The organism is Idiomarina sp. (assembly GCF_048265525.1).
Taxonomy (GTDB): domain Bacteria; phylum Pseudomonadota; class Gammaproteobacteria; order Enterobacterales; family Alteromonadaceae; genus Idiomarina.
This window is the reverse complement of the sequence record NZ_JBLXBI010000001.1, coordinates 611,976-625,073: the sequence shown is the minus strand read 5'-3', so window position 1 is coordinate 625,073 and position 13,098 is coordinate 611,976. Positions and strand designations below refer to the sequence as shown.

Here is a 13,098-nt window from a genome sequence, read left to right as displayed (position 1 = left end):
AGATTACCAGTATCCCCTGTATTTTTAAGGTTATTTTGTCTTAAACCGACTGACAAGTTGACTCAAATCAATACTGTTTTTACTCAAATCCCGACTGACTTCAGCCACGCGTGTATTAGCGTCCTGATTGGCTTGAGAAAGGTCGGAAATGCCAGTGATATTCTCGTTCAGATCTTTAGTTACCCGACTCTGCTCATCGGTCGCCGACGCAATTTGTATATTCATACTCGATATATTCGCAACGGCTTCCTGAATTTGGCTTATCGCTTGCTCGGCTTTGAGAGCCTCCTCGTTTGTAGAGGACGAACGACGTTCAACATCGCTGATGATCTGGCTCACGTCTTTAATCGCACCCTGGATACTTTCCACAATAGATGAGATTTCATCAGTTGAATGCTGAGTTCGGGTTGCCAGCGTTCTGACTTCATCGGCAACGACCGCAAACCCACGTCCGGCATCGCCAGCGCGAGCAGCCTCAATAGCTGCATTTAACGCCAGTAAGTTGGTTTGCTCTGCTATAGCAACAATGACGCCGAGTATGTTTCCAATTTTGTCAGAGCCGTCTTGCAGTAAGCGGGCTTTTTCGCCGGCTTTACTCAGCTCAGAAGTCAGTGCTTCGATGTTATTAACCGATTCTCGTACGATAATAGCTGAACGTCCCGCTTCTTCGTCTGCCGTATTAGCCGAGTCGGCCGCCTGACGGGCGTGATCAGCAACCTCTGAAGCTGAGGAAGACAATTCGGTAATGGCTGTCGCGACAGAACTTGTTTGTGAGCTAAGCTCATCACTTTGACGGCTGCTGGTACCTGATAATTCAGTCAATTGACTTGCAGCTTCGCTCTCATTCCTTGCACTTTCCTGAACATTTTGAACAAGTTGCTGAATTTTGTGAACAAAGGTGTTGAATGATTTTGCTAGTCGGGCAAGCTCATCAGACCCCGATTCATTCAATCGTCTAGTCAGGTCTCCTTCGCCTTCGGCGATATCAAACATAGCACTATTAATGGTTTTTAAAGGGCTGGTGATACTGCGTATGATGACAACAAATAACAAAAGTAGGGGGACGGATAAAACAACGGCTAAACCAGCTAACTTAAAAAACTCCTGCCATAGAATAGCGGTAATATTGTCGCTGTACTGTCCTGTGCCAAGGATAATATTCCATGGTTCAAAAACGCGTATCCGGCTGACTTTCGCGACGAGATTATTTGCGTCACTACCTTTTTGCCAAACGTATTCTACTGTGGCTTCGTTGGCCGAACGTGCTTTGCGAACCATCTCCTGGAAAAGACGAGTTCCTTCAGGGTCCTCATAACTCATGACATCCTTACCAACTAACTGTTTAGTAAAAGGATGCTGAACCAGAATTCCATCACGATTAAGTGTAAAAATGTACTCGCTGCCTTCGTATCGAATTCCGTCAAGGCTGGTGTAAGCTTTAGCTTTTGCTTCTTCCTCGGTCAAGTTACCATCCTGGTATTGCTGGTGGTAATGACTGACCACACTGTGAGCAGTATCAAGAACGGAATCGAGTTTACGTTTTTCTTCCTTAACCAACAGGTTATTCAGTAAGAACATCATAAAGGCTACCATCAGGGCGGTTCCCAGAGCGGCGATACCCAATAATGATATAAGTCTCTGTGTGATACTTAACTGCTGTACGATTTTCATTAATATTCCTTATTCAATCGTCGGAAAGCTTTCGTAATAGGCTATCGGCAGCTTACAAAATCTTTACAGCAGAAAAGTAGCTTAATAATGCTTATTTTTCTAGGAATTGATCTTTCTCCCTTTAAGTACCAATGCCGATAAAGCTGGTAAGGTAAACACGGTAACTAATGCTGCGCCGATTAAACCAAACATCACAATAGCACCAACGCCTCTGTACAATTCCGTCCCGGCTCCGGGTATAAAAACCAGAGGAGCAATACCGCATAGCGTGGTTAAGGTTGTAATGGTTATGGGGCGTACGCGCGACAGCAAACCTTCCTGAACAGCCTCTTTAATTGAGTAGTTCTCTTTATCGCGAAGATAAATAGCTCGCTCAACCACCAGAATGGGGTTATTAATGACGGTTCCCATAAGAATAAGAAAGCCAAGCATGGTGATCATGTCGAAAGGCTGACTCAGCGGCTGAAGCCCGACAGCGGGTAAAAGCTGACCGACACCGTTCATAAGAGCTAACCCGGCAATACCTGCACTTATCCCCATTGGTATGGTTGCCATTATCAGTAACGGATATCCCCAGTGCGCAAAAATTGCGACCATCAGCAGGTAAATAATGGCGATGGAAATGACATAGTTTTCACTTAGTGCGGCCTGGGTTTCTGCTAGCTGGTCAGCCGCCCCGGATAACTGAGTCGAAATATCAGCAGCTATAACACCTTGATCCCGTAAGTGCTGCAAAACGTCTGAACGAACTATTTCAACTCCAGATTCAAGCGCAACTGACTTTGGAGGTATTATATTTAAGGTTACCGTGCGCCTGCTGTCGACACGTCGCACTGTGCTGGTATCGACAATTTCGCGCACCTCGCTAATTGCATTCAGTGCCACGGAGCGGCCGTTGACACTAAGTAATGGTAAGTCATCGAGCATTTCCGGCGTTACTTCCGTACCTTTGTCGCTATACAGGTACATATCAATTTTGTCGTCACCCTGGAAGTACTCACCAACAAAAGCCCCGTCAGTTAGCGCGGAAACAGCGTAACCAAAACTGTCTGCGTCCAGACCTAATTCACTCATCCGTTCCCAGTCAGGGCGAACCTCTAATAAAGGTTGGGCAAGAGTAAGGGAGTTCGGTGTGGATTGAATTCTGGGGTCATCGAAAACCTTTTGCGAGCGATCATATATAGCTCGTGCGGCCGCATAAACTTCGTTGAGTTCTTGCCCGCCAACGTCGACATTGATACTACGGGTGCCGCCATCGTTACTGCTGATAATAGAACCTTTGGCTGCAAAGGCCCGCATGCCGGGGTAGCGCTCGTAAACTTGAGTAATGACTTCCATTAGCTCATCAATTCTACTTTTATCACGGGTTTCAGCAATAATCCGAATATTCGAAGGGGCAACACTTAAACTCATGGTTTTAAGCGCGGGAATAGTGACTCCTGAACGGGTAACCTCAGTGTTTTCCGTCGTTAATGCCGGATCGAAAATATCACGTATTTCATCCCCAATAGAAGACATGGTTTGCAAGTTATAGCCGGGTGGGGCACTCATAGTGGCAAAAGTTTTAGCTTCTTCCCCCTCAGGCAAATATTCCGCAGGGGGCATCAGAAACCACCAAATGGCCACCACTGCAACAAAGGTCACTCCAACAGTACTGAGTTTTGATTTTTTAGAACGTAAAAGCCGACTACTGATAGCTTCGATTCGGTTGGTCAGTTTGTCTGTTACTTTGGTTTTTGCCTGCGCAGGAAAATAAGCGGCGAGTAAGGGCACTAAAGTCACAGAAACAAACATCGAAGCAATAATGGATGCCGAAATGGCAATAGCAATATCGGAGTACAATTGTCCGGTTTCCTGAACAATAAAGAGAATTGGCAGGAAAACCATGACAGTAGTCAGGGTAGAGGTAAGTACCGCGGTCCAGACTCGTTTCACACCTTCAATTGCTGCTTCTTTAGGGTTCAGTCCTTTACGTCGTTCAAGCTCGATACTTTCTAACACCACAATGGTGTTGTCCAGCGTCATGCCAATAGCAAATGCAATACCAGCTAATGAAATGACGTTGATGGTTCTGTCCAGCAGCAACAGCCCCAGAAAGCCGGCCAGAGTACAAATTGGAATACCGATAACCGCAATTAACGTCGCGCGGCCTGAACGCATCAAACCATACATAACCAGGGTTGCGAACAGGGCGCCTAACAGTAAGTTCACCAATACATTCTGAACTGAACTTTCCACATAGCGAACATCATCGGAGTTTAGCGTAATTTCCATACCGGCAGGGCGCAGTAACTCCTCGTTAATGCGCTCAACTTCGTCCAGCATGGCGTATTTTATGTCAATGACGTTAGAGCCCAGCTCACGCTGAACCTGAAGGCTGAGTACCTGCTGGCCTTTAAACCAGGACTCACTGTTCAGCTCAAAGTGATTAAAGTCGATATCGGCGACATCTTTTAACCTGACCAGACTGTCACCGGTTCTGCGGATAATGGTATTTTCTATTTCTTCAAGCGAATCAAAACGACCGACAGTGCGCAGCAGGAACCGACGTTTACCTTGTTCCAGTTCTCCGGCCGAGGTATCGCGATTACGTCCGCTTATTGCGGTTCTGACATCATCAACTGATACGTTGTATTGAATCAGTGCATCTTTATCCATAAGGATACGAACTTGCCTTTGCGCTCCGCCACTAACATTCACTTGCGAGACGCCAGCAACTGAAGACATTCTTGGGCGAACGTTGTCTTCAATGTAATCGCGCATCATGATCATGTTGATATTTTTAGGGTTATCCTCAATTGGTGCTACCCGAAAGTACATAAACGCATTACTGGAAAAAGAAGCGGAGAAAATACGAGGCTCATCGACGTTCTCGGGGTAATCCGGAACCTGACTTAACGCATTGTTAACCAGAATTAATGTTTCGGTAACATCAACCCCGAAAGGAAAGTCCAGTTCTATGCTTGCTTCGCCATTACTGGCACTGCTTTCCATACGTTGCAAGTTGGGAACAGTGCGAAGAAACTCTTCCTGTTCAATTAGTATCTCTTTTTCGATATCCTGCGGTGTGGCACCCGGCCATTGAGTCTGTACAGAAATCGTTCTGACTTCTAAGTCAGGGATCATTTGTACCGGAATACGCAATGCTGCCGTTATGCCCAGTAAACAAAGTATTAAAATGGCGACGATGGTGACATGTTTATGCTTTATTACGGCTTCAATCATAGTCAGCAGACTCCGTAAGCTTTAGTACCTGACCATCAGTTAAAGCTTCATTACCACGTACTATGACCCTCTCGCCTTCACTTACACCGCTTTCCACCTCTACATAGCCGTTGAAGCGTAAGCCAAGTTCAACGGACTGTTCTTTCGCTTGCCATTCATCATTCTGCTCAACCGCAATCCAGACAGAGGTTCTGCCATCGCTGTAGCGAACAACCGCATCCTGAGGCACCGAAGTCTGAACCCGTCCCGTATCTATCTCAAATGAGGCTTTTAATGGAATTCCAACAACCCAGTTCTCCGGGTAATCCCCCGTAAGGCGAACCTGAAAAGAGCGATCATTTCCGTCAACAAAGGGCACTATGCGACTTAAACGAGCATCAATAGTCGTCTCTTTGTAGCTAAGCGAAGCCTGAGTATCAGAGTTTATAGAGGAGTAGTACGACTGGGAAAGAAACACATCGGCATGCTGGTTCTTACTGCCTACCAATTGAAAAACGACCTGTTCGGCACTTAACCATTCACCTAAATCCGCCGAGCGACTCGTAATAACACCGTCAAATGGTGCCGTAAGTTGATGATAATTTTGATTAACTTCTGTCTCGTTTAACAGCGCTCTTGTTTCTGCCAGTTGCGCTTGTGCAACCTGAACCCGGGTACGGGAGCGTCTTAAGTCGCTAGCTGGAACAAAATCGGTCTCAGCTAACTCTTCTAATTCACTCAGCTGCTGTTTTTCGTCGGCAAGACTGGCTTTGGCGCTGTCTACCTGAGCCTGTAAAGACTCTATTGTCGAATTAATTTGACGCACGTCTAAACTAGCAAGAACGTCTCCTTTGCTGACTCTGTCACCAATATCCTTGTTCAGGCTCAACAACTTTCCTTCAACAGCAAAACTGAGTTGCGAATTATTCAGAGCGGATAGGGTGGTAGGTACTTCAACGCTATTAATTACTGGCTGCTTTTTGGCTTCAACGTACTCAACCGGGGCCTGAGCCCAAGCTGGGTTGCTAAATACTGCCAGCATTAATAGTAACGGAATTAAAAAAACAGACTGCCTGAACCATGATGCCATCATTCGTACTCAGCTATTTTGTTAAAAGGAAGTTGTCTGTATGTTACGCAAACTTCGTCAGATTCGATTACTATTGTAGATTACAGATGAAAATAAGAGGCTTGTATGAGCTTAACGGATCCAAAAACGTTCGAATGTCCTTATTGTATGGCAATAAATGACATTGAAATTGATTGGTTAAATGATATTGGCCAACACCAGATTGTCGATTGCCAAATCTGTTGTCAGCCAATAGAGATCGAAATTCTGCAGCTCGGGGATGATGTGCAGATCAAAGCGCACCGTGATGATGAATAAGGTGCGCTTTTAAAAAGTTATATTGTTTCAATTGCCTGTTCGGCTTCTTTAAAGCCTTGTTGACGAGGATCGTCACCCAGGTTCATTCCCTCAGCGCGAATGATGGTCACATCGGTAATACCGATAAAGGCAAGTAACTGTTTTAAATAGCTTTCCTGATGATCCATAGCCTGGGCTTCACCTTGAGAGTAAATACCACCCCGACCAGACGCGATATAAACTTTTTTGCCGTTTACCAGGCCTTGAGGGCCTTGCTCTGTATACTTAAAGGTGACACCAGCTTGCAATACACGGTCAAACCAAGCTTTTAGCTGAGTCGGAATAGTGAAGTTATACATTGGCGCGCCAATGACAAGTGTATCTGCATCGAGCAGCTCCTTAATCAATTCATCAATTAGCGGCTTCTCTTCAGCTAATAATTCATCAGCGGCCAAGTGAGGAACAGGGTTTGTGACCAGATCTCGGTGAACAAGAGTAATATCTTGTTTTTCTTTAAGTTTATTAACAATGTTCTGACTAACCTGACGACTAACAGACTGTTCTAAAAAAATACCTGAATCCAAATGTAAAACTTTCATAGAAACCTCTTTGATTTTTTAGTTGATACAATGAGTATAATTCGTTCCAATTAATCTAATAAGTAGCTAAAATGGAAACTATCGTTCCAAAATCGGAACCTTTGAGGTTTTCACTATGTCTTTTCCTGATGTTACAAACTACTACCTGTTCGCTCAGGTAATGGCCTGCGGCAGTATCAGCGCAGCCTCTAGGGAGCTCGGGTTGCCCAAATCCACCATAAGCCGAAAAATGGCTATACTTGAGCAAGAGCAGGGGACTCGGCTGTTTCACAGAAGCCGGTCAGGCCTCAAATTAACCGATGTTGGACGTGAGTTTCTGGTGCACTGCGAGCGTCTTGTCAGCGCAGCTGAATCGGCTCAACAAGTCACACAGCGTTTACTGGATAAACCCCGGGGTAAAGTCGAAATAAGCGCGCCCTATGCTTTAAGCCAAAGCTTGTTAGTCCAGGTTTTGCCTGAGTTTATGAGTTTGTATCCAGAAGTTGAAATTCAGCTCGTAGTGACAAACCGACCCGTTAACTTAATAGAAGAGGGCATCGACATTGCTCTGCGTGTACGAAAAAATATAGAAGACTCAAGTTTAATAGCCAGACCCATAAGTGACGCTCCTCAAACCCTTTATATTGCTCCAGACTTAATAAATCAGAACTCGATAACTGAGCCTGAGGACTTATTAACGTTCGAACATTTAAGTATGCATTACACCAACGGACGATATGGTTATGAATTGATCCACAGCTCAGGCCAGCAAAAAAATATCAGAATAAAACCCCGGCTTATCACCGACGACATGATTGTCTTACGAGAAGCTGCAATAAAAAAACTCGGCATTGTCGCTTTACCAAATTACCTCTGCAACGATGCAGTGAATAGCGGGGAACTCGTCCCCGTTTTAACTGACTGGCATCTACCCATCGGGATCATGCATATGACGTATTCACACCGACGGGGAATATTGCCGGCAGTGCGTGTTCTTATCGATTTCCTCGCTGAAAAGCTTCCGCATCTTGCACAGCAGCAGTTTTAAAAAGTAAGTGCTTCGTACTAGAGTTATACTGACATAGTTATGATTTAACATAATATACATTATACGCAATTAAGTGTTTTAACGATTTTACCTCCTAATGTGATTATTAAGAAAAGCGTGTAATTGGTAGGAATTGGATTGGCGACGTCCACCAGAAAAACTGGTTAGCGAAAACAGAAAACCCCCGCAGGTTCGGCAAAACCTCGGGGGCGCGGTCACCTAGAAACTTTTCGAATGAACTCGCAGGTGACGTAATTAATGTACTACAAAATCGTTGCCTGCTCCAGAAATGGAGCAGATTATGGTCGCAAAATTTAATTGTGATTCAGATGCTGAATCAGTGGTTCGAGAATCGGAGCGCAGCGGAGATTCTCTTCCTTGTCTAAATAAGAACAACTCAATCGAGAGTTTGCCCTCAAACGTCAAAAAACAGGTTTTTGCGTTGTCTCTCAATACTGAATATTTCATTGATACCTTTGGCTTAAACTCAGTCGGTTTTCTGACTCTGACTTTTAAAGAGCCCATCGATAAACCCAAAGAAGCTAATCGCCGTTTTAACTCCTTTGCTTCGAACTTCCTCAGAAAAAACACAGTGTCCTGGATAAAAGTTCAGGAACGCCACCTATCCGGCCGGATTCATTTTCATTTACTCATCGCTGTTGATGCCGACATTAGGACTGGCTTTGATTTTGAAGCTGTCAGGAAGCGAGATTATTCTTCTGTTTCTCCAGAGCTAAAACAACTCTGGAAACTATTCCGTGAAAACTGCCCCAAGTATGGCTTCGGCCGTCATCAATTAGAGCCGGTTAAATCGACTGCTGAAGGTATGGCCAAGTACCTCTCTAAGTACCTTACTAAAGACATGGGGAAACGTTATCCCAGCGATAAAGGCGCCCGCTTAGTTTCCTACGGAAGATGCTCCAGAATTGCCAGTAGCCGCTTCTCTTGGTTTTCTGATGGAGCCAAGCTTTTCAGAACAAAACTAGCTATTTTCGTGCATTCAGTAGCAGATCATTTAGGCGTCGAGCCATCATTTGAAAGCATGAAAGAAGCTTTAGGCGAACGTTGGATGCGGAATCATCGTCACCAAATCATGAATATAGACCTTTCGGGTACTGAGTCATGATTGAATTTAGAGACTTCCGCACCCTATTCGTCCATATTTACGGATTCAACTACCCTGCTGCTGCGGATGACTTAGGAATATCGCTTAGAACCGTTTACAGGTGGTTTGACGCTAATAAAGCCCCCAAGCACGTTACAAAGTATCTAATGATAGTCGCTCGGGGTTATTTGCCTGATAGAGAGCCGTATATACAGTGGTATATAGATGGTGATTTCATCAACACGCCCTACGGCCGCTTTCAGGCTGCTGAGCTGGAGTTTCTTAACGAGTATAAATGGTCAGCTAGGCGTTACGCCGATATTGCCAGAAGCCAACGCGAACGAGTCCCAGAAATAGAGAAGCGCTTACAGTCAATGGTTGATGAAGCAAGTTCTCTGCTGAACACTTTGCATAAAACGAGGATAGGTTAGCGACAAGCAAGCAGACAGGATGGCGGGTTGGTTGGCGCTAAGCCGTTAGTTACCTTGTGAAATCTCTTTTTCTAATTTCTTATCACATCGTAGGCATACAGGCCTTTTCTCTCCATCGAACTTCCACCAAACTCGGTGTTGCTTCATTGAGCTAAAAGGTTTATTACATATGAAACAGCTATTTAAGTTAGAACTAGAGTAGTAAATTAGGGAGCCAACGAAGACTATAGCCCCTAGAATTATGGTTAATATTACCTCCCAATTTTCCATAAATTTTCCTCGCTGCTTAACAGTGGACAAATGATCAAAGCCATAACCATCGGTTATACCCCTACAATGCCATATTTATCCGTTTATGGGGGTTATTAGGGGGCAAAGCCCCCTGATGATTGACAATATTTCAAACCATATGGACTCAAAAAGAGCTTTCTCACTGCGTATCCAATACCGATAAGAGCCTTGTACCACGCCCTGCTAGACAAAAAATGCGGATATGATAATCTTAGCTTTGACCGTGTGTCGCTTCACTTATAGTTATATACATTATACGCAATTAAGTATTTAAGAGAAAACAGGCTTAAATTGAACTCCTTACCACTAGCATGCCTTTAAGGTCGCTGATTACCGAAGTTCAGCTTTAAACTATGAAAACTCAATACCGAAATTGAAGCCAAACGGACGGTTCTCCCCAGTGACAAAATAACAAAAGTCGCACTGCCAAATGTTATTTCCCACAGCAAAACTCTCTCAATTCAGCATTTCTGTTATCATGTCTTTATTGCTAGTTAAGAGAAGAACAATTTAATGAAATTAGACTGTCTGGCGCTACAGCCACAAACCAGCGAGTGGCTCAAAGAGCTGCCTGCGGAACTTAAAGAAGATGCCTTAGTTGGACAAAAACGTGCGGTTACAGCCTTAAACAACGCGTTACGTCAGCATGGTACATACTCTAATATTTATGCTTTATTTCCTGGTGGCCTTTTAAAGCGGGACATCCTCGATGCCTACTTTACGGATAATCGTTGGGAATTCACTAATTGGTATGACTGGCTGTATTTGGCGAATCCGTCCGATCCTCTGCGTCCTCTATGCGTTAACTTGCCGTCAGGAACCGCCGACGCAGCAATTAAAGCGATATGGGGCTTTCTGCAGCGTCCGCTAGATCAGCGCGAAGAAGCTTACAATACAATTATTGAGCAATTCGACACGCACAAGCTGCGTGACTACATGCAACAAATACGAGATAAGAAGGCTGAGGACATCCAGGGAGAGAGCCTGGCCTCTGTTTTAGTGGGGCATCAGCACCCTGCCCCTTACTACTATTGCGACCGTGTTACTGAGGAACGGCTCTTTGGTCACATTGGTGTGCAATCGGTTGAAGGAACGGTCAGTTCAGAGCTGCATTTGATTGAGGCTGGTCTTTTGCATAAAGCAAACGGTGGCATTCTGGCTATTGAAGTTGCTCAATTGCTTGAAAACATTACGCTCTGGAAACGCCTGAAAGATGTTATCGAAGGTGGAGAATTTGAGTGGCCGCGTCAGTCGCCGACTTCAGGTGCAGCTTTCTTTTACCGACCCGAGTGTGTGCCCATTAATATCAAGATTATTTTACTGGGTTCACGTAACGAATACGCACAGCTGCGCGAGTACGACGAAGACTTTGATAACTTCTTCCCATTTTTAGCAGATTTTCACGGTCATTATGCAACTCAGAATGAGCCGGTAGCGTCCTACTTCAATTACTTACAGTATGTGTGGCAACTAGCCGATGTGCTGCCGCTAAGTACCGATGGTTATTCAGCCTTACTACGAGTTTGTGCCCGATATACGGATTATCAGCAGGAACTCACGTTGAACACAATACAGTTACTGCAACTGCTTCGCGAAGCCAACGACTGTGCGCTGCAGAATCAACACGCAAAAATAGATAAAGCGGCAATCGATTTAGCGCTGCAGCAACAACGGGATCGTGAAGGTAATCTTGCTGAACTGAGCCGCCGCAGCATACTCGAACAGCAGGTTCGAATAGACACTCATGGCTCTGCAGTTGGCCAGTTAAATGGCCTGACAGTAGTGACTATGGGCGGCAGTGAATTCGGTGAGCCTTCCCGAATTACTGCGACCATTCACTATGGTGATGGCGATATTATTGATATTGAACGTAAATCTGACCTCTCCGGTAATATTCACACGAAAGGGGTTATGATTTTAAGCGCCTATTTGGCCAACCAATTTGCCCGCCACGAACCGCTATCAGTATCAGCAACTGTGGTATTCGAGCAGTCTTACTATGAGGTAGATGGCGACAGCGCATCACTTGGCGAGCTTTGCTGCTTGATTTCAGCTCTGGCTGAGCAGCCGTTGAAACAGTCGCTGGCTATTACTGGCGCGATAGATCAGTTTGGTAACGTTCAGTCTATTGGTGCAGTGAATGAAAAAATTGAAGGTTATTATGCGCTTTGTGCTCACAGGGGCTTAAGTGGTGAGCAAGGTGTCATTATTCCTCAGTCGAATAGACATCAGCTTAACCTTAATGACGATATCATTGACGCTGTTAAAGCCGGTAAATTTCATGTTTACACGGTAGAGCATGTTGAGGAAGCATTAGAATTACTGACAGACACTCCGGTTAAAGAACTTTTCCAGAAAGTTCGGGAACGAACACTGGATAGTTCTGATAATGATCAACCTAGCGGTTTTTGGCGACGCCTTTTTAGCTGAGAAGTCACTTGTCGGATTTGTCTAGCGTACAGTTGTACGCTAGACTGCGGGCTAGTTTTTTCGAACAATTAATTAGGGTATTTATGAATCAATCGAGCTTTACTCGTGAAGAACTTCTCGCCTGCAGTCGCGGGGAAATGTTTGGTCCTGGTAACAGTAAGTTGCCCGCACCTAATATGTTAATGATGGATCGCATCATTGAAATTAACGAAGACGGTGGATCGGCCGGAAAAGGTTTTATCCATGCCGAGCTCGATATTAACCCAGACCTTTGGTTTTTTGACTGTCACTTTAAAGGCGACCCGGTAATGCCAGGTTGTTTGGGTCTTGATGCTATGTGGCAGTTGCTTGGTTTTCACCTGGCATGGTCTGGTGGCCCAGGACGCGGTCGTGCATTAGGCGTTGGTGAAGTTAAATTCACCGGACAGATTCTGCCGGAACACAAAAAAGTCAGTTACTTTATTGATATGACACGAGTTATTAAGCGCAAATTGTTTATGGGCGTGGGCAATGGTCGTGTTGAAGTTGACGGTCGCGAAATTTATACAGCCAAAGACTTAAAAGTTGGCTTGTTTACCGACACTTCTACTTTTTAGCCCCTCTTTGAATTGAAAAAAACGCCGATGCTTTCGCTATCGGCGTTTCGTCTAACCTTTAATGCCTCTGACAATCAGCGGAATAAGCCGGTATTTCGGGCTTCCATTGCATCTCGCCAACCTCCCAGCCAGTGGGAGCGAAAATCATCCTGGGTTTGATAAGGACAGTTGTCTTTTGAGCGACCATGCAAACCAGCTTTAAAGCCTTGAGTATGTGCTCTTTCAAAGCGATCGCGCTTTTGTCTTTTCATAAATCTATCCCTCGCCTGTTATTCACAGATTATTATTTAGAGAGTTGAGACATTTTTGCTGCCTCATTACTATTGATAGACTTATTTGGTGATAGTTCAATTGTAAAAGCAGCACAGTATCCATTGA

General features: G+C 44.8%; 11 protein-coding genes. 6 read left to right on the top strand and 5 right to left on the bottom strand.

Annotated elements, in window-relative coordinates; all coding sequences use genetic code 11:
• Positions 1-30 precede the first annotated feature (30 nt).
• The 3 genes from ACN0TF_RS03045 to ACN0TF_RS03035 all read right to left on the bottom strand — a co-directional run bounded on the left by ACN0TF_RS03045 (position 31) and on the right by ACN0TF_RS03035 (position 5,968).
• Positions 31-1,671, bottom strand: coding sequence for a methyl-accepting chemotaxis protein (locus tag ACN0TF_RS03045; RefSeq protein ID WP_417440692.1), 1,641 nt, complete (start codon positions 1,669-1,671; stop codon positions 31-33).
• A 99-nt stretch (positions 1,672-1,770) separates the two neighbouring features.
• The gene (locus ACN0TF_RS03040; RefSeq protein WP_417440691.1) at positions 1,771-4,896 is read right to left on the bottom strand and encodes an efflux RND transporter permease subunit; all 3,126 of its coding nucleotides are present in this window, start codon (positions 4,894-4,896) and stop codon (positions 1,771-1,773) included.
• Positions 4,889-5,968 (bottom strand): efflux RND transporter periplasmic adaptor subunit, encoded by a 1,080-nt coding sequence (locus tag ACN0TF_RS03035; RefSeq protein WP_417440690.1) that lies wholly within the window; start codon positions 5,966-5,968, stop codon positions 4,889-4,891. Before ACN0TF_RS03035 ends, ACN0TF_RS03040 begins: the two co-directional genes overlap by 8 nt.
• Positions 5,969-6,070: 102 nt before the next feature.
• Between ACN0TF_RS03035 and ACN0TF_RS03030 the strand changes: the two genes are divergently transcribed.
• On the top strand, positions 6,071-6,262 hold the full coding sequence (locus tag ACN0TF_RS03030) for a CPXCG motif-containing cysteine-rich protein (protein ID WP_034820882.1): 192 nt from the start codon (positions 6,071-6,073) through the stop codon (positions 6,260-6,262).
• Between the two features lie 17 nt (positions 6,263-6,279).
• Here ACN0TF_RS03030 and ACN0TF_RS03025 read toward each other — a convergent pair whose 3' ends face one another.
• Positions 6,280-6,840, bottom strand: a complete 561-nt coding sequence (locus tag ACN0TF_RS03025) for an FMN-dependent NADH-azoreductase (protein ID WP_417440689.1) — start codon at positions 6,838-6,840, stop codon at positions 6,280-6,282.
• Between the two features lie 115 nt (positions 6,841-6,955).
• Between ACN0TF_RS03025 and ACN0TF_RS03020 the strand changes: the two genes are divergently transcribed.
• The 5 genes from ACN0TF_RS03020 (at position 6,956) to fabA (ending at position 12,720) form a co-directional block, all read left to right on the top strand.
• Entirely contained in the window at positions 6,956-7,867 is a 912-nt protein-coding gene (locus ACN0TF_RS03020; RefSeq protein WP_417440688.1) for a LysR substrate-binding domain-containing protein, read from the top strand.
• A gap of 301 nt (positions 7,868-8,168) precedes the next feature.
• Positions 8,169-8,993 carry a hypothetical protein gene (locus ACN0TF_RS03015; protein WP_417440687.1) on the top strand — a complete coding sequence of 275 codons (825 nt, stop codon included), beginning with the start codon at positions 8,169-8,171 and terminating at the stop codon, positions 8,991-8,993.
• Complete coding sequence (locus ACN0TF_RS03010) at positions 8,990-9,403, top strand: helix-turn-helix domain-containing protein (protein ID WP_417440686.1); 414 nt, start codon at positions 8,990-8,992, stop codon at positions 9,401-9,403. Before ACN0TF_RS03015 ends, ACN0TF_RS03010 begins: the two co-directional genes overlap by 4 nt.
• A gap of 804 nt (positions 9,404-10,207) precedes the next feature.
• Positions 10,208-12,124, top strand: a complete 1,917-nt coding sequence (locus tag ACN0TF_RS03005) for an AAA family ATPase (protein ID WP_417440685.1) — start codon at positions 10,208-10,210, stop codon at positions 12,122-12,124.
• Between the two features lie 83 nt (positions 12,125-12,207).
• On the top strand, positions 12,208-12,720 hold the full coding sequence (gene fabA, locus ACN0TF_RS03000) for a 3-hydroxyacyl-[acyl-carrier-protein] dehydratase FabA (RefSeq protein WP_011234533.1): 513 nt from the start codon (positions 12,208-12,210) through the stop codon (positions 12,718-12,720).
• 74 nt (positions 12,721-12,794) lie between these two features.
• On the opposite strand, the gene rmf is transcribed toward fabA, so the two are convergent.
• Complete coding sequence (gene rmf, locus ACN0TF_RS02995; protein ID WP_011234532.1) at positions 12,795-12,971, bottom strand: ribosome modulation factor; 177 nt, start codon at positions 12,969-12,971, stop codon at positions 12,795-12,797.
• Between the last annotated feature and the right edge of the window lie 127 nt (positions 12,972-13,098).